23 protein-coding genes are annotated in these 19,811 nt (G+C 47.5%); 8 read left to right on the top strand and 15 right to left on the bottom strand.

Features of this window, described 5'->3' with window-relative positions:
* Positions 1 to 184 precede the first annotated feature (184 nt).
* Positions 185 to 646: an Lrp/AsnC family transcriptional regulator gene (locus tag KNQ03_RS11960; RefSeq protein ID WP_244290082.1), complete on the top strand. Its 462-nt coding sequence runs from the start codon at positions 185 to 187 to the stop codon at positions 644 to 646.
* The gene (locus KNQ03_RS11955; protein WP_149426676.1) at positions 646 to 1,239 is read left to right on the top strand and encodes a LysE family translocator; all 594 of its coding nucleotides are present in this window, start codon (positions 646 to 648) and stop codon (positions 1,237 to 1,239) included. Before KNQ03_RS11960 ends, KNQ03_RS11955 begins: the two co-directional genes overlap by 1 nt.
* A 45-nt stretch (positions 1,240 to 1,284) precedes the next feature.
* Here the strand turns inward: KNQ03_RS11955 and speB are convergent, their stop codons facing one another.
* The 3 genes from speB to KNQ03_RS11940 form a co-directional block, all read right to left on the bottom strand.
* The gene (gene speB, locus KNQ03_RS11950) at positions 1,285 to 2,157 is read right to left on the bottom strand and encodes an agmatinase (protein ID WP_023466800.1); all 873 of its coding nucleotides are present in this window, start codon (positions 2,155 to 2,157) and stop codon (positions 1,285 to 1,287) included.
* 114 nt (positions 2,158 to 2,271) lie between these two features.
* On the bottom strand, positions 2,272 to 3,114 hold the full coding sequence (gene speE, locus KNQ03_RS11945; RefSeq protein WP_023466799.1) for a polyamine aminopropyltransferase: 843 nt from the start codon (positions 3,112 to 3,114) through the stop codon (positions 2,272 to 2,274).
* A gap of 144 nt (positions 3,115 to 3,258) precedes the next feature.
* Positions 3,259 to 3,930 (bottom strand): NAD(P)H-dependent oxidoreductase, encoded by a 672-nt coding sequence (locus KNQ03_RS11940; RefSeq protein ID WP_214724869.1) that lies wholly within the window; start codon positions 3,928 to 3,930, stop codon positions 3,259 to 3,261.
* A gap of 378 nt (positions 3,931 to 4,308) precedes the next feature.
* On the opposite strand from KNQ03_RS11940, the gene KNQ03_RS11935 reads away from it, so the two are divergent.
* Both KNQ03_RS11935 and KNQ03_RS11930 read left to right on the top strand, forming a co-directional pair.
* Positions 4,309 to 5,865: a BCCT family transporter gene (locus KNQ03_RS11935; protein ID WP_214724867.1), complete on the top strand. Its 1,557-nt coding sequence runs from the start codon at positions 4,309 to 4,311 to the stop codon at positions 5,863 to 5,865.
* Between the two features lie 90 nt (positions 5,866 to 5,955).
* A complete protein-coding gene (locus KNQ03_RS11930) occupies positions 5,956 to 6,801 on the top strand; it encodes a metallophosphoesterase (RefSeq protein ID WP_023466795.1) in 846 nt (281 codons plus the stop codon).
* Positions 6,802 to 6,836: 35 nt separating this feature from the next.
* Here the strand turns inward: KNQ03_RS11930 and KNQ03_RS11925 are convergent, their stop codons facing one another.
* A complete protein-coding gene (locus KNQ03_RS11925) occupies positions 6,837 to 7,331 on the bottom strand; it encodes a YwhD family protein (protein ID WP_023466794.1) in 495 nt (164 codons plus the stop codon).
* Positions 7,332 to 7,396: 65 nt separating this feature from the next.
* Entirely contained in the window at positions 7,397 to 7,921 is a 525-nt protein-coding gene (locus KNQ03_RS11920) for a hypothetical protein (protein WP_058265479.1), read from the bottom strand.
* A 168-nt stretch (positions 7,922 to 8,089) separates the two neighbouring features.
* Between KNQ03_RS11920 and KNQ03_RS11915 the strand changes: the two genes are divergently transcribed.
* Both KNQ03_RS11915 and KNQ03_RS11910 read left to right on the top strand, forming a co-directional pair.
* Positions 8,090 to 8,275 (top strand): 2-hydroxymuconate tautomerase, encoded by a 186-nt coding sequence (locus KNQ03_RS11915; protein ID WP_023466792.1) that lies wholly within the window; start codon positions 8,090 to 8,092, stop codon positions 8,273 to 8,275.
* Between the two features lie 72 nt (positions 8,276 to 8,347).
* A complete protein-coding gene (locus KNQ03_RS11910; RefSeq protein WP_214724865.1) occupies positions 8,348 to 8,992 on the top strand; it encodes an NAD(P)-dependent oxidoreductase in 645 nt (214 codons plus the stop codon).
* A 55-nt stretch (positions 8,993 to 9,047) separates the two neighbouring features.
* On the opposite strand, the gene KNQ03_RS11905 is transcribed toward KNQ03_RS11910, so the two are convergent.
* From KNQ03_RS11905 to KNQ03_RS11895, 3 genes are all read right to left on the bottom strand, one after another.
* Positions 9,048 to 10,226: a NupC/NupG family nucleoside CNT transporter gene (locus KNQ03_RS11905; protein ID WP_023466789.1), complete on the bottom strand. Its 1,179-nt coding sequence runs from the start codon at positions 10,224 to 10,226 to the stop codon at positions 9,048 to 9,050.
* Positions 10,227 to 10,348: 122 nt separating this feature from the next.
* Positions 10,349 to 11,206: a phosphotransferase family protein gene (locus tag KNQ03_RS11900; RefSeq protein ID WP_214724863.1), complete on the bottom strand. Its 858-nt coding sequence runs from the start codon at positions 11,204 to 11,206 to the stop codon at positions 10,349 to 10,351.
* Positions 11,203 to 12,510, bottom strand: a complete 1,308-nt coding sequence (locus KNQ03_RS11895) for an HD domain-containing protein (RefSeq protein WP_075642766.1) — start codon at positions 12,508 to 12,510, stop codon at positions 11,203 to 11,205. The genes KNQ03_RS11900 and KNQ03_RS11895 overlap by 4 nt, the downstream gene beginning before the upstream one ends.
* Before the next feature lie 145 nt (positions 12,511 to 12,655).
* On the opposite strand from KNQ03_RS11895, the gene lipL reads away from it, so the two are divergent.
* Together lipL and KNQ03_RS11885 are read left to right on the top strand one after the other, a co-directional pair.
* Complete coding sequence (gene lipL / locus KNQ03_RS11890) at positions 12,656 to 13,477, top strand: octanoyl-[GcvH]:protein N-octanoyltransferase (RefSeq protein ID WP_149426668.1); 822 nt, start codon at positions 12,656 to 12,658, stop codon at positions 13,475 to 13,477.
* Positions 13,478 to 13,493: 16 nt separating this feature from the next.
* Positions 13,494 to 14,342, top strand: a complete 849-nt coding sequence (locus tag KNQ03_RS11885) for a DegV family protein (RefSeq protein WP_214724861.1) — start codon at positions 13,494 to 13,496, stop codon at positions 14,340 to 14,342.
* Positions 14,343 to 14,410: 68 nt separating this feature from the next.
* Here KNQ03_RS11885 and KNQ03_RS11880 read toward each other — a convergent pair whose 3' ends face one another.
* From KNQ03_RS11880 to KNQ03_RS11850, 7 genes are all read right to left on the bottom strand, one after another.
* On the bottom strand, positions 14,411 to 14,626 hold the full coding sequence (locus tag KNQ03_RS11880) for a hypothetical protein (protein ID WP_149426666.1): 216 nt from the start codon (positions 14,624 to 14,626) through the stop codon (positions 14,411 to 14,413).
* A complete protein-coding gene (locus KNQ03_RS11875) occupies positions 14,619 to 15,029 on the bottom strand; it encodes a hypothetical protein (protein WP_214724859.1) in 411 nt (136 codons plus the stop codon). The genes KNQ03_RS11880 and KNQ03_RS11875 overlap by 8 nt, the downstream gene beginning before the upstream one ends.
* Positions 15,029 to 16,549, bottom strand: a complete 1,521-nt coding sequence (locus tag KNQ03_RS11870) for a flotillin lipid rafts scaffold protein FloT (protein ID WP_214724857.1) — start codon at positions 16,547 to 16,549, stop codon at positions 15,029 to 15,031. Before KNQ03_RS11870 ends, KNQ03_RS11875 begins: the two co-directional genes overlap by 1 nt.
* Positions 16,546 to 17,067 (bottom strand): NfeD family membrane protein, encoded by a 522-nt coding sequence (locus KNQ03_RS11865; RefSeq protein WP_214724855.1) that lies wholly within the window; start codon positions 17,065 to 17,067, stop codon positions 16,546 to 16,548. Before KNQ03_RS11865 ends, KNQ03_RS11870 begins: the two co-directional genes overlap by 4 nt.
* Positions 17,057 to 17,284 (bottom strand): hypothetical protein, encoded by a 228-nt coding sequence (locus KNQ03_RS11860; protein WP_050677305.1) that lies wholly within the window; start codon positions 17,282 to 17,284, stop codon positions 17,057 to 17,059. Before KNQ03_RS11860 ends, KNQ03_RS11865 begins: the two co-directional genes overlap by 11 nt.
* Positions 17,285 to 17,435: 151 nt before the next feature.
* Positions 17,436 to 18,638, bottom strand: a complete 1,203-nt coding sequence (locus tag KNQ03_RS11855) for a multidrug effflux MFS transporter (RefSeq protein WP_214724853.1) — start codon at positions 18,636 to 18,638, stop codon at positions 17,436 to 17,438.
* Positions 18,635 to 19,768, bottom strand: a complete 1,134-nt coding sequence (locus tag KNQ03_RS11850; protein ID WP_023466777.1) for a YfbR-like 5'-deoxynucleotidase — start codon at positions 19,766 to 19,768, stop codon at positions 18,635 to 18,637. Before KNQ03_RS11850 ends, KNQ03_RS11855 begins: the two co-directional genes overlap by 4 nt.
* Positions 19,769 to 19,811 lie beyond the last annotated feature (43 nt).

Below are 19,811 nucleotides of genomic sequence, written 5' to 3'. Positions count from 1 at the left end.
TCGCTCTCAAACCAATGTTCTTACACTTCTGAACATTTCCTTCGTGGTGACATCTTAAACTTAAGATACTTCCGTATATGTGTAAAGATTTCAGTGTGCTATGAACTTGTTTTGAAAACACATTGACTTTATCTTTATTTTCAAAATAAAATATGTAGTAAATCCGTTGAAAAGAAGGTTGATTATGATAGATTCTTACGATTTAAATATTATCTATTTATTAAGACAAGATGCCCGGATGAAATGGTCAACACTTGCACAGCACATCGGCTTATCGGCACCGGCTGTTGCAGAACGTGTCGCCCGCTTACAAGAGCAAGGTATCATCTGTCAGTTGACGACGGTGCTAGACCCTTCCTCCTTTGACTATCGCCTTGCTGCATTCGTCGCTGTTTCACTCGAGCGACCGGAACATCGGGCACCGTTTCTAAAACGAGTTCAAGAACTTGAGTATGTACTGGAATGCCATCACGTCGCCGGGGACGATGACTATTTACTCAAAATACGCTGTCGGGACACGGAACAGCTTGATGAAATCATCACCTACCACATCAAAGAATTAGCAGGTATCCTACGGACGAAAACGACAATCATCATGCGGACGGAAAAGGAATCGCTCCATTTTCCGTTACCCGAGGTCGACTGATGTTTACGACTGGTTTTGGTATCGGTTTTGCCTTAGCCGCCCCCGTCGGTCCGATCGGTCTCTTATGCATGCAACGAACTCTTCGACATGGAAGAGTTTCTGGCATCGTTTCCGGACTCGGAGCCGCTACGGCAGACTTCACTTACGGGATACTCGCGTTATCTGGTTTTTCACTCGTGCAATCTTTACTCACCCAAGCATCTTGGATGCAATTGATTGGCAGTCTATTTTTGTGTTACATCGGCTGGTCGATGTTTCAAGCTTCTTCGAACGCCTCGATTTCTGATACGGCCACGTCACGGTTAAGTGCCTATCTTTCCGTCTTACTCCTGACGTTTTTAAATCCGATGACGATCACACTGTTCCTGGCGTTGTTTGCACGTTTTGAGTTAACGATGACGAACGGACAGGATGCGTTTTTGTTTCTAATCGGTATTTTTCTCGGTTCTGCCGCCTGGTGGGTCATTCTAGCGAACATCACGCACCTGCTCAAGCACCAGCTTGCGATACCCACTTTACGTATCATTCAGTGGACGTCTGCCAGTCTAATCATCGGATTCGGTGCATTCGGGGTCATTCAGTTCTTCTTCTGAGCAAAACAAAAGAGACCGACATCACGTCTGGTCTCTTTTGCTTTTTCATTTAATGAATCCAATCATCATTTCGCGTAATACTTTTGCTGCCGCGATCGCTGTCATATCGGATTGATCGTACGCTGGGCATACTTCTACCAAATCCGCGCCGATGACGTCAACGTCTGCTCGTGCGATCATGTGAACGACTTCAAGTAATTCCTTCGTCGTCACTCCACCGATTTCTTGCGTCCCTGTTCCTGGTGCTGCTGACGGATCGAGAACATCGATATCGATCGTGACGTAGACTTTTTTACCGGCAAGTGTTGGAAGAACTTGACGAAGCGGCTCGACGATCTCGTACTTGAAGAGGTTGTAGCCTGACGTCTTCGCCCATTCGAACTCTTCTTTCATACCTGAACGAATTCCGAATGAATAGCAGTTCTCTGGTCCGATCAAGTTTGCGATTTTCTTAAGTGGCGTCGAGTGCGACAATGGCTCTCCTTCATACTCATCGCGTAAGTCTGTATGCGCATCAAAGTGAAGCACGACGAAATCATCGTAGTGTTTATCGAACGCTTTGACGACCGGCCATGTGACTAAATGTTCGCCACCCATACCGAGCGGGAACTTGCCTGCTGTCAGTAACGAATCGACGTATTCTTCAATCATATCAAGTGATTTTTGAGCATTCCCGAATGGTAACGGGATATCTCCCGCGTCAAACAATTTCGCGTCAGCGATGTCACCATCTAAGTACGGGCTATATTCTTCTAAACCAAGTGAGACTTCACGGATACGTGCCGGACCGAATCGTGAACCCGGACGGAAACTGACCGTCCAGTCCATCGGCATGCCGTATAAAATTCCTTTTGCATCTTCGTGAGTCGGTTGACTCGCGATAAAGACTTTTCCTGAATATGCTTCATCAAAACGCATGATCCATTCCTCCTGTTCATTTGCCGTTTGCTGATGCAAACGCCTCTTTACCTGACAACAGAGCGATTTCGAAGATCGAAACCGCTCTGTTCATGTGTGCTATAGTGACTGAACTCAGCCGTTCGTCAAATCTTTAACGAACTTCGGAAGCGCGAAAGCTGCCGTGTGAAGCTCAGGCGTGTAATACTTCGTGTCGATCTCGTGGAAACGCTCTGGTGCAACAGCAAGCGGATCGTGTTTCTTTGATCCGATCGTGAACGTCCAAAGACCACTTGGGTATGTCGGAACGTTTGCGATATAGAGCTTCGTGATCGGGAAGATTTCTTTGACGTCGCGTTGAACATCACGGATCAAGTCTGGTGTGAACCATGGGTTATCCGATTGTGCGACGAAAATGCCGTCTTCTTTCAATGCTTTTGAAATACCAGAGTAGAAGCCTTTCGTGAACAAGTTGACCGCTGGACCAACTGGTTCTGTCGAGTCGACCATGATGACATCATACTCGTTTTCTGCTTCTGCGATATGCATGAATCCATCCCCAACGATGACTTCGACGCGTGCATCGTCCAATCCACCTGCAATGTTCGGGAGGTATTTTTTCGAATACTCGATGACTTTTCCGTCGATTTCAACCAAAACAGCTTTTTCGACGGACGGGTGTTTCAAGACTTCACGGATGACTCCGCCGTCTCCTCCACCAACGACCAGAACCGATTTTGGATTCGGGTGTGTGAACAATGGGACGTGCGCGACCATCTCGTGGTAAACGAACTCGTCCTTATCTGTCGTCATGACCATTCCGTCAAGTAACAACATCGTACCGAACTCGTCCGTTTCAACCATCTCTAGGCGTTGAAACTCCGTTTGTTCGCTCTCATAAACGTGGTTGACACGGAATGTGATACCGTAATCTTCCGTTTGGTGTTCCGTGAACCATAACTTTAATTTTTGTTCCATTTGCGATAGAACCCCTTTCTTTCATCAAGACAAAAGTTGTTCGTATGCGAGTGGCGTTTACGGCGCTTCTTAATCATACAAATGCGAGTATACCGAATTTCGAAAGAAACTTCTATATAATTCGAAAATTTTTGTCTTCCGTCTTTACTCGACGAACGTCACGATTTCCTCAAGCGGACGACGTTGCTTCTCACGTTTTGGTTCTTCTGCCCGGTAACCGAATGCGACCATGACCGGCACCGTGAAAACAGAACGATCGAGCAGTCCACGATCGACGAGTAATTGCTCGACAGCTTGCTGGTCGAATCCTTCGATTGGGCATGAATCGACACCGATTTGTGCTGCCGTCGACATCATGTTCCCAAGTGCGATATAGGCTTGTTTAGCTGCCCAGTCTTCCATCGCTTTTGGGTTATCACCAATCGCAAAATCCTCCTCTAAAAACAGACCGTAACGCTTCGTCCGTCCGGCTTTCGCTTCTTCGGATAGACCAAGGAAATCCATCATCTGCGTGACATGCGGACCATCTGCCTGCATTTGTTCTCCGGTACGGGCAAGGAACAAGACGAAGTGACTCGCTGTCGGTAATTGTCCTTGTGCGCCCCAAGAAATTTCTTTTAAGGCTTCTCGGATTTCTGGATTTTGAATAACGAGCATGTTCCATGGCTCATATCCGAACGAGCTCGGTGACAGACGCGCCGTTTCTAAAATGAACCGGAAATCGTCTTCTGGGATCATTTGACCATTAAATGCCTTTGTCGCATGACGAGATTGAAATGCTTCAAGAATTGTTTGTTTTTGTTGTTGTTTTTCCATGAGAAATGCCTCCTTCAAAATGATGACTGCTTTTGTTATATCAAATCTGATTTTAGACCGCCTCTGATTTGCTCATATCAAGCTTTACGTTAGTTTTAAGACGAAACGGGAAATAATAGTATTAACGTTTTCTTTTTCTTTATTTCCACATTATTTTAAAAACGCTTGATTGCAATCTTTTTTGCTTAACCTTCCTTGAAAAACATTGATTTCTTTATTCTCATTTCCCGGTCGATTTGCTTTTCCACACAAATGTTTGTTACGGTAATACCCTGCGTGATTAGGTTTTGTTATCGGAACGATGGGGTAATGATAATGTCGTTGCCATCATTTGATACAGAACAACTATGTAAAATTCGAAAGAAGGTGTTGAACACGATGGAAAATAATCGAAAAAGTAAGATCACAAAAGTCTTTATGGTATCCGTCATTTTCTGTGTGCTCTTTACCATATGGGGAATCTTACCGGAATCCCTAATCGGTGCAGCTAGTCTCGGAAATGTCACAGCTCAAGCACAATCCTTTGTCTCTAACGGATTTGGCTGGCTTTATCTTCTCGGCATGAGTGCTTTTTTAATCATTGCTATCTTTTTAATCTTTTCCCGCTTTGGTTCCATCCGACTCGGTAAGGATTCGGACCGTCCTGAATATGGTCTCATTTCTTGGTTTGCTATGCTCTTCAGTGCTGGTATGGGAATCGGTCTTGTCTTCTGGGGTGTCTCAGAGCCATTGACGCACTTCCATACACCGCCAGTCGCAACAGATGATCCAACGGAAGCAGCACGCCTCGCGATGCGCTATTCATTCTTCCACTGGGGATTACATCCTTGGGCACTATACGCGATCGTCGCGCTTGCGATCGCTTACTCGACATTCAGAAAAGGACGTCCTGCTACGATTGGTGACACTGTCGCTTCATTGATGAAGCCTAGGTATGCTTCTGCCGGTAAAGGTACCGTCGAAGTACTCGCTATCGTCGCAACGGCATTTGGTGTCGCGACGTCGCTCGGTCTCGGTGCACAACAAATCTCAGGTGGACTGAACTTCCTAACGAGTAGTATTCCTAACTCCTTCCTGACACAAATGATCATCATTGTCGTTGTGTCAGTCCTTTACATGATAAGTGCAGCATCAGGACTCGATAAAGGAATCGTTCGTCTCAGTAATGCCAACATCGTTCTCGCTGTTCTATTGATGATCGGCGTCCTGTTCCTCGGACCGTTCAGTTTCATCATGGATCTTTTTGTCCAAACAACAGGTGCTTATTTGCAAAACTTACCGGTCATGAGTTTCCGGGCATCTGCCTTTAATCCAGACGAACGCGGCTGGATCAACGATTGGACGATTTTCTACTGGGCATGGTGGATTTCCTGGTCACCATTCGTCGGTACGTTCATCGCCCGTGTCTCGAAAGGACGGACGATTCGTGAGTTCGTCATCGGGATTATGCTCGTCCCAACGATCTTTGGTCTCCTTTGGTTCTCTGTCTTCGGTGGATCAGCGATTTGGAACGAATTGTTCCAAAATGTCGATCTGATCTCGACGGTCAACGATAAAGGAGTCGAAACCGGTATGTTTGCTCTGTTTGAAACATTCGGTGGCTTAGGCACGTTCCTTAGCATCGTCGCTGTCTTCTTGATTACGACGTTCTTCATTACTTCGGCTGACTCCGCGACATATGTTCTCGGTATGCTATCGTCTGGTGGTAGTCTCATGCCAAGCTTACGCATCAAGCTTGCTTGGGGTATCATCCAGTCTTCAATCGCCGCCGTCTTACTTTATGCCGGAGGATTGAGTGCCCTACAGGCAGCAGCTGTTTTAGCCGCCTTCCCGTTCATCTTCGTCGTCGGAATGATGGTCATCGCTCTGTTCAAAGATTTATCGGAAGAACCCGATGCGCAAAAAGAAGTCACAGACTTAAAACAAGATGCCTAACTCGTTTTGAATTCCTCCTTCCGTCGCATACGGAAGGAGGTCTTTTTTGTTATCCTGAATTATGCGAAGTAGAAAGAAATGAGGTGGCTCATGCGAAAACGTACACGCTGGTTAGTATCCCTCAGCGTCCTCGCATTAGGAAGCTGGTTTTTATATCGTGAAAATAACATCATTGATGTCTCACAGGTGACGGTTACGTCAAATCGCTTACCGGAAGCATTTGATGGTTATCGTGTCGTCCAAGTAGCAGATTTACATGGCAAGGCGTTCGGGAATGAACAAGAACGACTACTGAAGAAAATTGATCGCGAAAAGCCGGATCTCGTCGTCATGACTGGCGATTTGATTGACTCGAGGCGAAACGGTGAAGAAGCTGCCCTTACACTCATGAAAGCGCTCGTTGATCGATACCCGGTCTACTTCGTCACCGGGAATCATGAGGTTCGGCTCAATCTAACGATTTTGCCAAAGCTTGAGCAACTGGGTGTCACCGTTCTCCGAAATCAATCACGTGTCATCGAATACCAAGGTCAATCAATTTCGCTGATTGGTATCGATGACCCGACGACGACACGGTGGCGCGAAGGGCTATCAGAACCGGATGGCATTCGTCAAAGTCTCGATCAAGCATTGCAAGACGTATCACCTGATGCGTTTCGACTTTTGCTTGCACATCGTCCGGAATATAAATCCTTGTATGCCGAGCGTTCCGTTGATCTTGTCTTATCCGGTCACGCCCACGGCGGACAGATCCGCCTGCCGTTTACGGAAGGTCTGTATGCGCCTGGTCAAGGATTCTTTCCAACCGTGACGGCAGGTCGCTATCAGGAACAGCAGACCGAACTGATCGTCAGTCGTGGTCTCGGAAACAGCCTGTTTCCGTTTCGTCTGTTCAATCATCCAGAACTCGTCGTCTTGACGCTGAAACGACCATGAAAAAAGAACGTGTGCCGCGGCACACGTTCTTTTGTTTAGACCAACGCTTCATGTAAAGCAGCGTCAGCATTTTCCCACATCTCCGGTTTGTGTGTCTGCAAGAAATCACGTAACAATTCTTTTGAACGCTCATCCATATGATCGACGACAATCCGTCCTTTAAGAGATTTATCCATCTTATTGACGTGATCAGCAAGAATCTTGAATCCGCGACGCGCTTCCGCATCGACTAGCAGATCGCACGCAGCCACACCGCCGTAATAGAATCCTTCTGGCTTACGACCGACCGTCACCCAGACGATCCAGTACAGTTTACCGTTTGGCGTATCTGCTTTGTCCGTCGTGAACTTGACGCGTTTCTCGATTGCTGCTTTCGCGTGCATCGCGCCCATATCGATGTAAGCTTCGCCGTCTTCCGGAGAAATGATGACGGGTGACATACTATTTAAGCTAAGTGTCCCGACACCAAATCCACCATGACCGTCTGTTGAGTTATCTGAAATGATATTGAAGTTAATCTTTTTTTCCATCGTGTTTTGTCCCCTTTTAATCCTGTTGCTTCTATCATACCGTATTCCGAGGTGTCTGCAACCAGTCACTCATAACGAAGTAACTGTAATTGTTCCTCTGATGCTCGGCGAATCGTCGGGAGACGATAACACGTCATGGACGCAATTTCCTCATGTGCCGGAGGATTGACCTCTTCAAGATGAAGCAAAGCGCGGTCAAACAGGGTTTGCGCCGCACGACCGAACAAGAAGAGACGTTCCAGCGAAGAACACCGCGACCGAATCGCACGTAACTGATGCGCGAGTTCTCGTACCTTCGCCTCGACCTCTTCTTCCATGTCAGCTGTCGGTTTTCGATTTTGAAACAACGGTTTGAAACGTACATCGTCTTCAAGCAACGTCAACATCCCGTATCGCTTTGCTTCTTTTTGATTCAGCAGTTGAGCGAGTTCTTTATCCGTTACGAGTCGTCCGAATGGAATGTTCTGTTCAAAAACGATATCTGAGACTTCGAGTCCTTTTGCACCAGACAACGGATAATTCGTATCTTCCGGTAACGCCCGATCAAAAATCAGTAACGTATGAATCTTCTTCCGTATGATTGCGTCCATATGTCTCTCCTTTTCTGCCGTATGTGTATGACTACCTTCGCTTCCGACAATAATAGCTCCTACCTTATACCCTTCTTTTTCGAAAACGATGTTCGAATTGACGAATCCCCTATCGAATGCGCTATACTGATGGCGTATCGTCATCATGTTAGAGGGGGAAATGAAGTCATGCCATATGTTACGGTTAAAATGTTATCGGGTCGTACAGTCGAACAAAAACGCGCTTTGATTGAAAAAGTCACGGAAGCGGTGTCGGAAACGACGAATGCTCCTAAAGAAAACATCACGGTCTTCATCGAAGAGATGGAAAAAACAGATTACGGTCAAGCTGGCGTCATGTTCGCGGATAAATAAACAACAAGAGACGTCCGGTCGTTACCGTACGTCTCTTTTTCCCATCTACTTGATCTCTAAGGAGGAAAACTTATGACTACTGTTACTGTACTTGGTGCGACCGGTCGAACGGGTCGACCTTTGATTGATCGGTTATTAGAATACGGCTACGACGTTCGTGCACTCGTCCGTTCCACGTCACCGGGCTTACCCGTCCATGATCGCCTTCATATCCTGACGGGAGATGCGACAAATCCAGATGATCTCGAACAAGCACTCGCAGGAAGTACTGCTGTCTTCAGTTGTCTCGGTACCGATCAACAGCAGGTACTCTCGACAGCGATTCCACATCTCGTCACGAAGATGAAGGAAGTAGGTATCGAACGGATCGTCTTCATCGGTACAGCAGGCATTCTCGATGCATCAGAAGAACCAGGAAAGTATCGTTTCCAATCGAGTGAGTCCCGTCGACGCTCGACGATTGCAGCAGAGGATCACTTGAAAGCTTATTTGACCTTAAAGGATGCAGACGTCGACTTCACCGTCATCTGCCCAACACAATTGACGGAAGACAAAGCACTTGCTGCTGACGACCTGTTAATCGAGACGACTCGCTTCACGGCACCGACAGGTCCGATTCCCCGGGAAAACGTCGCCCAGTTCGCCTTTGAAGTTTATCGTGACGGAACCCATCATCGCGTCCGTGTCGGGATTGCTTCGCATGGATCAACTGAATGAAAAACAAAAAGAGCAATGGATCTGCTGATCCATTGCTCTTTCATATGTGTAACGATTATAGCAAGACGCTGACGACGATTGCCGTCAAGACACTAACGAGTGTTGCGCCGTAGAGTAACTTCAGACCAAAACTAGCCGCAACGCTTCCTTGGCGGTCGTTCAATCCTTTAACCGCACCAGCGATGATTCCGATCGACGAGAAGTTCGCAAACGAGATCAAGAAGACAGACACGATTCCGAGTGTGCGTTCCGAGAATTCTTTTGAGTACTCTGGAAGGCTCAACATCGCAACGAATTCGTTCGTGATCAATTTCGTTGCCATGACACTACCGGCACTGACAGCTTCCGCCCATGGAATACCCATGATGAAAGCGAACGGTGCAAAGATGTATCCGAGGATTTCTTGGAACGAGATGTTTAGAACCATCAAGAAGATATCGTTGACCATTCCGATCAAGGCGTTGTAACCAATCAACATCGCACCGACGATGATTGCGACTTTGAATCCATCCATGATGTATTCGCCGAGCATCTCGAAGAACGTTTGTTTTTCTTCGACGATTTCAAGAATATCTTCTTCCGGATCAACCGTGTATGGGTTGATGATCGAGACGATCATGAAACCACCGAACAAGTTCAAGACGATTGCTGTAACGACATATTTCGGTTCGACCATCGTCATGTATGCACCGACGATCGACATCGAAACCGTCGACATCGCTGACGCACACAATGTGTAGAGGCGGTTTGCTGGTAATTGACCGATTTGTTTTTTGACTGTGATGAATACTTCTGATTGTCCGATCGCAGCTGAAGCAACCGCGTTGTAAGACTCAAGACGTCCCATACCGTTGACTTTTGATAGGACGAAACCGATACCGCGCATTAAGAGTGGTAAAATCTTCGTGAATTGTAGAATCCCGATCAAAGCAGAGATGAAGACGATCGGGAGCAAAACATTGATGAAGAATGGTTGTGCGCCTTCGTTCGCTAAACCACCGAAGACGAAATCAATTCCGATTGCCGCATAACTAAGCAGTTTTTCAAAGACTTTCGCGACGCCACGAATGACGATATATCCGAACGATGTATTGAGTAAAATGAACCCAAGTACGAGCTGAAGAACTAGCATGACCGCAAGCGGTTTCAATTTGATGCCTTTACGGTTACTGCTGACAAGGAGTGCCAAGCCGAAAACGATAGCTAGTCCGAGTAGTGCGATAAGATATTTCATGAAGTACCCCTCTATCTATTAGTTGTTTATCAGTTGTACATTCGTACGATGTCTGACGTTTAATCTCTTTCCAAGTAATAGAATAATCAATATTTCGAAGAACTACAAGAGGAAAAGTTCATTTAGTAACCGCTTTCGTTATTTTCATAGACTTTCAAGACAAACTTTTCCAAGCGTTCCCGAACATTGTCCTGACTAAGGTTTTGCCTTCCATATGCTTTCCACCCCGGATAGACGTCGATCGTTTCCGATCCAAAATCAAAAATAGCCCGAATATCCCAAGCGTGATCGTAAGAACGTTTCGTCTGTTTAAGGTAACTTTTTAAAAAATGATCCGCCATCTCGACGGATTCGAGCAAGGCAAGATTCAAACGACAATGCGCAAGGTCGACTTCAATAGGTCCTACACACGCATTAATCCAATCAATCGTATGACACGTTCCATTCATTTCGTATAACACATTGACCGGGTGAAAATCCCGATGAATGAACCGGATCGTTTGACTTTCGTCCGGTTCGACCGCCAGTAGCTGACGCCATCTCTCCGGATGCTGCGTCCACGTCGGAACGTGACGCTCTGTCGCATACGGCTGATAGACATACCGAGATTCTGGTACCGGTAGCGCATGGATCGCAGCAAGCATTTGTGCCAGTCGATCGACATATTGCTCATCCACCTGATCAAGCCGGATCTCTCCCGGCGAGCGGGTCATATATAACCACGGCGGGACTTCGTCTCTAACATCGGTTTGATAGTCCAACACATCTGGTGCTAAGTCACCTGCTGCTTGTAACGCAAACACTTCATGCAAGACAAGATCCGGCTCCTCATGTAGCCAGTCTTGATTCGTATGGACGCGAAGAATTCCCTCATCGACTCGAAAAACAAGGGAGGATGTCGCGCCTTTTAAGACTTCGACCTCTCCTCCCTCCTGTCCAAGCTGTTGCAAGATTTTCGTAAGGACAGCGGACGATATCATGATGTCACGCTGCCAATCAATAACTGGTCGATTTGCATCTTCTCATTCGCATGTTCGCGCAAGTCATGCAAAATTTCTTGCGGGAAGAACAGCTTCTCATCCGTCTGGCGTGACGTCGCAATGGCTTGAACGAGCGGTGAAACTTGCGAAATTTCTTTCATCTGTCCATCCTTCATCTGTAACATGATCGGTTGCTTACTGATTTCACCGTTGTCTCCATATAAATCGTAAGGAAGACGACTGAGTTTATCTTCAAGCAGATAATAGGTCGGATTCAAGCCGATTGCTTCAAACAACTCACACAGTTTATCGTGGACGAGTTCACGTTTTTCAGCCGGATAATCGACATACTTGAACAACTTCCGGTCAACGAATCGCCCCGATAGATCTGCAAGGATTGGATCCTGTTCATTCGCCCACTGCTGAAAATAGAAGTAGACGATTGTCTCATCCAGCCCAAGGAAATCACGCAACTCCATCTTCTGATCAAATAGCGGCATCAAATGGATTGGTGCAATCGCAAACGGATATGCGGACAGGTACAACTCCTGCGCCCGTTCGAGAATGGCTTTTAATAGGTAATCACTCGATCGTGTCACCGGATGCAGGTAGACTTGCCAATACATCTGATACCGCCGCATGATGTAGTCTTCGATCGAATGCATTCCGGATTGTTTGACGACCATCTGATTATGGGCTGGACGCAATACTCGAAGCATCCGCTCGAGATCGAATTTTCCGTAGCTGACACCGGCAAAGTGCGCATCGCGCAATAAATAATCCATCCGGTCGACGTCGAGTTGTGAGCTGATCATCGTAACGAGCAGTTGATTCGGGTGCGTCTTGTTGATGATCGATGCTACTTCTTCCGCAAATCCGTCTCCGACTTGGTCGAGGACTTTCTTGATTTCCGTATCCCCGAGAATGATCCGCTCCGTCCACGTTTCGTGATTAACACCGAAGACGTTCTCGAATGCGTGCGAAAACGGACCGTGTCCGACATCGTGTAAGAGTGCCGCAGCCAGCGTCAACTCCCGGTACTGATCGTCCCAATCGGCGCGACCATTGAAGACATCGATCAGTTGACGCGTGATTTCATAGACACCGAGCGAATGATGGAACCGTGTGTGCTCTGCTCCATGAAACGTCAAAAAGGATGTTCCGAGTTGTTTGATTCGGCGTAGTCGCTGAAATTCACGTGTACCGATCAGTTGCCAAATCAACTGATCACTGACATAGATATAGCGATGAACCGGATCCTTGAAGACCTTCGTTTCCTTTAATTGTCCTAATGATTGATACATATGTTTCTCTCCTTTAAATCGTGTCTATGTCGTTGTTGTTCGGTTTTGTTTCCAAGGATTCCTGTCTCCCGCGGCGCTTCGCACAGAAACTTTACACACCCTGTGCTATAATGATGTCGCAAATCTACAATAAAGGAACGAGCCTATGGGAATCGAACTCTTAAAACAAGAACATTATCGTATTTTTGATCAAACGTCACTCGGAACTGCTTTCCATGCGACACAATCGTTTGCGATGGACGACACATTATGTGCCTCTGTTGCAACAGAAGGAGCCGCACTTCGCTCTTGGATTCACCACGAAACCGTCGTCCTCGGCATCCAGGATGCCCGTCTTCCTCATCTTACTGACGGTGTAGCCGTTCTGCATGAACATGGTTTCTCGCCCGTCGTCCGTAACTCAGGTGGTCTTGCCGTCGTCCTCGACGCCGGTGTCTTGAATATTTCACTTGTCCTACCGGAACGCGGCGGCATCGATATCGACAGTGGTTACGAAGCGATGCTTGCGCTCGTCCGCCGTATGTTCGCACAAGAAACGGACGCGATCGTCGCTGGTGAAGTCGTCGGATCGTATTGTCCCGGTTCTTATGACTTATCGATTGCGGGTAAAAAATTCGCTGGTATCTCCCAGCGTCGTGTCCGTGGCGGAGTTGCCGTTCAAATCTATCTTTGTGTCAACGGAAGTGGAAGTCAACGCGCCGCTTTAGTCCGTGACTTTTACGCGGCAGCGCTTCAAGGTGAAACGACGAAATTCGTTTATCCGACCGTCGTGCCGGAAACGATGGCGTCACTCGAGGAACTGCTTGGTACTGCATTGACAGTCGAGGAGTGCTTACGTCGTGCATATGAAGCGTTACTTGCGCTCGGCGCTGATTTGACGCCCGCAACTTTGACGGAACTCGAGAATGAGCGTTTCGGCGTCAACTTGAGTCGGATGCTTGATCGAAACGAAAAAGCCCTAGGTTAAGAAAGGAGAGAACGTGATGATCCGATTGATCACAGATAGTGGTGCTGATGCACCAAAAGCCATGTTAGATGCTTATGATTTTACGGTCATGCCATTCGGCGTATTGATCGACGAAGACACGTTCTTCGATGGAGAATCGATATCTCCAAAACAACTGTATGATAAGATGCGTGACGGTGCAGCACCAAAGACATTCCAAGCAGAAGTCAGCCGGATGGTCGAGGTGTTCACGCGTCACTTCGAACAAGGGGATCCCTTCCTCTACCTCGCCTTCTCGAGCGAATTATCGGGAACATATCAAACCGCGAAGATGCTAGCAGAGGAACTCGCCGAAAAGTATCCGAACGTTCCTTATCTCGTACTCGATACGAAAACCGCTTCGACAGGACAAGGATTGTTCGTTCTCGACGTCGCAGAATACGCACAAACGCATTCGTTTGAAGAAACAGTGGCTTATGCTGAAGCCAAGGTAAATACGATTCGTCATCTGTTTACAGTCGAATCACTCGAATATTTGATGCGCGGTGGACGCGTTTCGCGAGCTAGCGCCTTCATTGGTGGCCTCTTATCGATCTTGCCACTATTGACAGTCGAAGACGGGAAGTTGATTCCAAAAGAGAAGATCCGTGGTCAGAAAAAAGTCATGAACCGGATCGTCGAGTGGATGGAAGAAGCACGTCCCGCAATTGACGGACATCGAATCATGATTGGTCATGGGGATTCGATCGAACGCGCAGAACAATTAAAACAATTGATTGAAGCACAGTTTTCACCAAGCGAAGTCATCTTGACGATCGCCGGCGCAGCGATCGGTTCACATACAGGACCGGGACTCGTCGTCATTGGGTATGACCTTCCACGTTAACGGCACTCATTTTTATCTTATAGTACGACAAAATGGGACAGACTCTGTTTAGAGCCTGCCCCGTTTTTTTATGAATTGTATCCAAAGAACAGCAGTGCCATGCTTAATCCAAGCGAAGAGACGATGAACACGATCGCCATCCCACCCATTCCGAAGACTAACAGCTTCGGTAAATCACGTCGCTTCTTCAGAAGGGCAGTCAATAACCCGACGTTGATCAAGAGGACGACGAGGAACGGAAGCAACAGCATCCAACGTTCTTGCAGTAAAAATAAACTATCCATTTCTTTGCTCCCTTCTTTCAGACTCCAAGAATGGTCGGAATAGATCCAGACATAAGAAACGGAATAAGACATAAGCGAACAGAAGTGTCGATACTACTTCGAAACCAACATATCCGACATCACGCCACGTGATTCCTGTCGTCACCCCAGCGAACCAGTACGGGAAGTCGACCGTCAACAAACTGCACATCAAAGCGAGAACGGCTTCCTGACGTGTTTGTCGATCGTAAAATGAGTAAGATACCTTCTTCATGTTAAATATATTCGCGATTCCGTCATCCGATGTGTACCCTTTGATGATTCCAATGACGCCGCCTAGTACCGCTAGTGCATACCATGGAAGCGGCCAAGCGACATGAAAAAGCAGGAGTGCGAACACAATCAATAAGACGCGGATTGCCATCAGTCTTCTCTTTTCGACGCTGCCACCGCATCATGGGAATTCAAGTTGACCGTCAACGGTTTTGCTGTTCCTTTACCGGAGAAGTTCTCAATCAACTCTTTGACATCTAATCCTGACGACGCTTTTAACGTTTCTTGCAGTGACGCCATCAAATCCGTTGCGTAACCGGTGACACGGTTCGCACCGCCACCTTCACCACTACCTGTATCAACGACTGTAATTTTATCGATGTTGCCGAGTGGTGCTGCAATCTCTTTCGCGTACTCTGGCATCATCCGAATGACCATGTCGAGGATCGCTGCTTGTCCGAATTGTTCGAACGCCTGCGCGATTTTTTCTTTTGCTTCTGCTTCCGCAAGACCTTTCAAACGAATGATCTCCGCTTCTGTTTCCCCTTGCGCCCGCTCCGCGTCCGCTTTCGCAAGACCATCCAGACGAATTCGTTCTGCATCTGCTTTTGCCGATGCCTCGATCCGGTATTTCGTTGCATCTGCTTCCGCATATTGCTTCGCACGGTCCGCTTGGGCAGCTTGCTCAATCGAGTAACGATCGGCATCGGCGCGTTTTTTGACTTCCGCATCATATTGTTTCTCACGACGGAGGATTTCGCGTTCTTCGAGCTCGATTTGTTTTTGACGCTCGATGATTTTGATTTGCATCTGTTGCTCCGTGACTTCTTGTTGCGCGCGTGCATTCTCAAGATCATACGCTTGGTCGGCTTTCGCCTTCGCAATATCTTGTTCGCGGCGGTAGTCTGCCATCTTCAACTGATTTTCTTTTTCCGCTTCAGCGATCTCGGTCGCACGTTCAAGTTCTGCTTTTTTCGCATCTTTTGAAGCTTCCGCCCGCTTGATGCGTGTCTCTTTTTCCGCGTCTGCCGTTGCGATATCCGCATCCCGGCGAACCTGTGCAATCCGCGGTTTCCCGAGGGATTCTAAGTATCCGTTCTTGTCACGGACGTCTTTGATCGTAAACGAAACGATGACGAGTCCCATCTTCGCTAGGTCTTGAGACGCGACACGCTGGACTTCTTGTGAGAACTTATCACGGTTCTTATAAATTTCTTCGACGGTCATCGAACCGAGAATCGAACGCAAGTGTCCTTCAAGAACTTCACGCGCTTCGCCTTCTCGCTCCTCCTTTGATTTTCCGAGGAACTGCTCCGCTGCCGTCGCAATCTCAGAAATCGAGCTACCAATCTTGATGATCGCTGTACCGTCAGCCATGACCGGTACACCTTGCTCCGTATAGACTTCAGGTGTCGTGACTTCGAGTTTACTCGATAACAAACTTAGTGGTGTCGCCTGTTGGAAGACAGGTAACACGAATGTCCCGCCACCTCGAATAATTTTTACTCGGTTGCCGGACTCATCGGTATTGACGTTGCGTCCTCCGAGATAACTACCGGATACGATCAACGCTTCTTCTGGACCGACCGTTCGGTACTTCGTAATGAATAAGACGATCAATGCAACGATCAACGCGACCGCGACGATCGATACGATTAATACTGGATTCATAAAAACATCTCCTTTTTCCATTGATGGGGATACGTCACGACAGACGCGACGCCTTGTTTGATTTCGATGATGAGCACCTTCGTGCCTTGTGGTAAGGCAGGTCCTTCAAACAGAACGGCTGACTTTGATACGCGTCCTGAGACGTCATCAAGTAAAATTTCACCATATCCTTCAGTCGGAATCGGCACGATGACGGTTGCGCTGCGACCTTCTAGCATCTGTTCCGAAAATCCAAGCGACTGTTCGGCTTGTGCCATCGGAACGAATAAAAAGATATGCATCAGCGTCGTCACTAATAACGCAATCACACTGCTGATGATTAAAATCAACATCGAACGAAGCGGACTGAGCTGTTCGAGTCCGAATCCGATCGCTGACGTGATGATGACAAAAGATAAGATCAACGTGGGATGAAAGATTTGGTCGACGCCTGGAATGACGTCTGAGAATAGGATGGACACAAACACACCACAAGCAGCGGCCGCTAACGCATATAAATAAAGTGTACTAACGTCCATCTTCGTTCACCTCGATGTAAGGATGTGAGCCATACAGTTCGTGGTAAGCCCTTTGATAAGCAGTCCGGTTTTCCTCAAACAATAAACGAGCCAATTCTTTGTCTCGTTGATCGATTGCCTCTTCTTGACGGCGTAAGTATTTTTTCTGTGCGGCAAAATGACGTGCTAATCTTGCCTCAATCGACGGTTCTCGTTCACGCTGCAACTCCTGTTTCATCGCTCCACTCCTTTCTGAAGTACTGGCTTTCTTTCTCTTCTACGCTTATTTTTTAGAAAATGTTTCAAAATGAATTCCATTTATTTTCCTTTCATTAAAAGAAAAAACGCTCGTCCCATATAGAGGACAAACGTTTTTGAATAACCAACGCTTATGAACGATTCGGTCGACGAACAATCAGACCGTAATAGAGGATGAGCGCCAGGCAATCTAAGGTCATGATGATTATACCCATCGGAACAGCCGATTGCTCTCCCATGATCCCGACGAGTGGTGACACGAGCGAACCGACGAGCATGGGCAAGAGCCCTAGAAGAGCCGAGGCACTGCCTGCCGTTGCTCCGTAATTTTGCATCGCTAAGGTAAAACCGAGCGTCGAGATCAAACCGACGCTTGAAACGACGAAAAACAGTGGAATCATGACGAAGATCAGCTGATCCGTTAACGTCAAGGCGAGGAACAATAAGATACTCGCACTCGCAACAATCGTCAAACTGATTCGCATCAGCCGCTCTGAATCGACACGACCCGCAAGGCGACCAGCAATCTGTGCTGCTAAGATGATTCCGATTCCGTTTAAACCGAACAAAAAACTGAACTGTTGCGGCGAAGCGCCATAAATATTTTGTAAGACGAACGGTGAACCGGAGATGTAGGCGAACATCGCGCCCATGACGAATGCTTGCGCGAACGCATAGCCAATGAAGACGCGATCCGTCAACAAACGTCCGAACGTCTTCAACGTCGTCGTCAGGTTTCCTTCAACACGTCTATCAAGCGGAAGTGTTTCCGGTAAACGGAGTGCGACAGCAAGTAACATCATCGTGCTTAAAATCGCAAGCAAGTAGAAGACGAAATGCCAGTCACCGAACCGAAGAATTTGTCCACCGATGACGGGTGCGAGAATTGGTGCTGTTCCGTTGACGAGTGACAAGGCAGCAAAAAACCGCGTCAATTCAGGTCCGTCAAACAAGTCACGAACGATTGCCCGGGAAATGACGATTCCTGACGCTCCAGCTGCCCCTTGGATGAATCGAAGCGCGATCAACACTTCGATCGTCGGTGCCATCGCACAGGCGAGAGAAGCGAGCAGATATGCGAGCAGAGCAACCATCAGCGGTCGTTTACGTCCGCGAACGTCACTCAGCGGACCAACAATCAATTGTCCGAGCGCCATTCCGAGCATACAAGCCGTCAAACTCAATTGAATCAGTGATGCACTCGCATCAAACGAGCGTGACATATCTGGAAAAGCAGGTAGATACATGTCGATCGAGAGCGGTCCGAGTGCAGCAAGCGAACCGAGGATCAAGATCAACGTTAAGCGGCGTGGGGTCATGGTTTCTTTCGTCATGACGTCACGTAATCCAAATCATGCAAGACATAAGCGAGGAAAAAGACGACCGATGGATTTTCATATGTCATCTGAACCTTTTTAAGTTGTGCGCGGTAACCGGTCTCATACTCGACCCCGTTCAACTTCCGTTCCATGTTCATTTTAATCAATGCGTCGAGTTTATCGATCACATCGACCATCTGTCCTTCGTATGTCTCGTCTTTTGCTTCAACGACGAACCGACGGAACGGTGCTCGGATTTCTTTCGGTAGATTATTGATCAACGTCTCTCCTTCTGCCCGTTCGTAAGCTTCGAAGGCTGCTGCTGTGACCGGTGTCGCATGTTTGACAGGTCCAAGAACATCTCCTGTCGTTCCTTCAACAAGATCATGACACAAGAGACGCGAGACGACTTCTTCGATGTCGATCGTGACGCCGTACTTCTCTGATTCAATCAGACCATTGAAGATACCAAGCGAGGCTGCTCGAAACGCATGTGTCGCGTCGTTATCATCAATCGTGTTGAAACGTCCTTTCCAGCGCCGAATCGTATCCATCATCAAGACGTTTTCAATGAAATGAGACATCTCGTCCTCTTCCATGACCGACTGTGTCAAGCGACGGATCGAAACGAGTGGATGTCGTTCCAGAACAGCCTGTAATTCCGCTGCCTTTTGTTCGAAAAAGACGGACTCTGTCATCCGTGCTTCCCTTCGTGCGTACAACATCGCATCGAACGTATCGATGGCTTCGACGATCCGTCCTTCCGGTGATTCATCTTCTGCATGTACGAGGTATGTCGTGAACGCTGGTTGAAGCGACTTTGAGAGTAAGGCAACGAGCTGTTCACTTGCTTGTTGTTCCATTGCCTGAATGTGTGCATGTAACGTTGGCTCTTTTTTTGTCCGGTGTTTGATTGGTCCGGTGATGACTTCGTTCATGTCATGGAATAGAGCTTTTCCGAGCAATGTCAGGCGATCGACTGGTGTTTGCCCGTCTGCTTCTTCTAAATAGCTTGCCATCAAACTGAATAAGGCAACACGAAAGCTGTGACTGGCTGCGTTATCCGGAAAACGTGGTGCATATTCATCCCACCGTGGAACGTTTTGCATCCGCGTCAGCATTCGAATGAAATTACCGTTTTGCATGAAATCTCTCCTAACGAAAGACGGACAGAGAGTACCCTGCCCG

The organism is Exiguobacterium sp. s143 (genome assembly GCF_018618895.1).
Classification (GTDB): Bacteria; Bacillota; Bacilli; order Exiguobacteriales; family Exiguobacteriaceae; genus Exiguobacterium_A; species Exiguobacterium_A abrahamii.
This window is presented reverse-complemented; position numbering and strand designations above follow the sequence as displayed.

What these genes read in the sequence shown, in the direction of transcription:
- KNQ03_RS11960 (WP_244290082.1), top strand. Translation starts at nt 185, where the DNA reads ATGATAGATTCTTACGATTTAAATATTATCTATTTATTAAGACAAGAT.
- KNQ03_RS11955 (WP_149426676.1), top strand. Translation starts at nt 646, where the DNA reads ATGTTTACGACTGGTTTTGGTATCGGTTTTGCCTTAGCCGCCCCCGTC.
- speB (WP_023466800.1), bottom strand. Translation starts at nt 2,157, where the DNA reads ATGCGTTTTGATGAAGCATATTCAGGAAAAGTCTTTATCGCGAGTCAA.
- speE (WP_023466799.1), bottom strand. Translation starts at nt 3,114, where the DNA reads ATGGAACAAAAATTAAAGTTATGGTTCACGGAACACCAAACGGAAGAT.
- KNQ03_RS11940 (WP_214724869.1), bottom strand. Translation starts at nt 3,930, where the DNA reads ATGGAAAAACAACAACAAAAACAAACAATTCTTGAAGCATTTCAATCT.
- KNQ03_RS11935 (WP_214724867.1), top strand. Translation starts at nt 4,309, where the DNA reads ATGGAAAATAATCGAAAAAGTAAGATCACAAAAGTCTTTATGGTATCC.
- KNQ03_RS11930 (WP_023466795.1), top strand. Translation starts at nt 5,956, where the DNA reads ATGCGAAAACGTACACGCTGGTTAGTATCCCTCAGCGTCCTCGCATTA.
- KNQ03_RS11925 (WP_023466794.1), bottom strand. Translation starts at nt 7,331, where the DNA reads ATGGAAAAAAAGATTAACTTCAATATCATTTCAGATAACTCAACAGAC.
- KNQ03_RS11920 (WP_058265479.1), bottom strand. Translation starts at nt 7,921, where the DNA reads ATGGACGCAATCATACGGAAGAAGATTCATACGTTACTGATTTTTGAT.
- KNQ03_RS11915 (WP_023466792.1), top strand. Translation starts at nt 8,090, where the DNA reads ATGCCATATGTTACGGTTAAAATGTTATCGGGTCGTACAGTCGAACAA.
- KNQ03_RS11910 (WP_214724865.1), top strand. Translation starts at nt 8,348, where the DNA reads ATGACTACTGTTACTGTACTTGGTGCGACCGGTCGAACGGGTCGACCT.
- KNQ03_RS11905 (WP_023466789.1), bottom strand. Translation starts at nt 10,226, where the DNA reads ATGAAATATCTTATCGCACTACTCGGACTAGCTATCGTTTTCGGCTTG.
- KNQ03_RS11900 (WP_214724863.1), bottom strand. Translation starts at nt 11,206, where the DNA reads ATGATATCGTCCGCTGTCCTTACGAAAATCTTGCAACAGCTTGGACAG.
- KNQ03_RS11895 (WP_075642766.1), bottom strand. Translation starts at nt 12,510, where the DNA reads ATGTATCAATCATTAGGACAATTAAAGGAAACGAAGGTCTTCAAGGAT.
- lipL (WP_149426668.1), top strand. Translation starts at nt 12,656, where the DNA reads ATGGGAATCGAACTCTTAAAACAAGAACATTATCGTATTTTTGATCAA.
- KNQ03_RS11885 (WP_214724861.1), top strand. Translation starts at nt 13,494, where the DNA reads ATGATCCGATTGATCACAGATAGTGGTGCTGATGCACCAAAAGCCATG.
- KNQ03_RS11880 (WP_149426666.1), bottom strand. Translation starts at nt 14,626, where the DNA reads ATGGATAGTTTATTTTTACTGCAAGAACGTTGGATGCTGTTGCTTCCG.
- KNQ03_RS11875 (WP_214724859.1), bottom strand. Translation starts at nt 15,029, where the DNA reads ATGGCAATCCGCGTCTTATTGATTGTGTTCGCACTCCTGCTTTTTCAT.
- KNQ03_RS11870 (WP_214724857.1), bottom strand. Translation starts at nt 16,549, where the DNA reads ATGAATCCAGTATTAATCGTATCGATCGTCGCGGTCGCGTTGATCGTT.
- KNQ03_RS11865 (WP_214724855.1), bottom strand. Translation starts at nt 17,067, where the DNA reads ATGGACGTTAGTACACTTTATTTATATGCGTTAGCGGCCGCTGCTTGT.
- KNQ03_RS11860 (WP_050677305.1), bottom strand. Translation starts at nt 17,284, where the DNA reads ATGAAACAGGAGTTGCAGCGTGAACGAGAACCGTCGATTGAGGCAAGA.
- KNQ03_RS11855 (WP_214724853.1), bottom strand. Translation starts at nt 18,638, where the DNA reads ATGACGAAAGAAACCATGACCCCACGCCGCTTAACGTTGATCTTGATC.
- KNQ03_RS11850 (WP_023466777.1), bottom strand. Translation starts at nt 19,768, where the DNA reads ATGCAAAACGGTAATTTCATTCGAATGCTGACGCGGATGCAAAACGTT.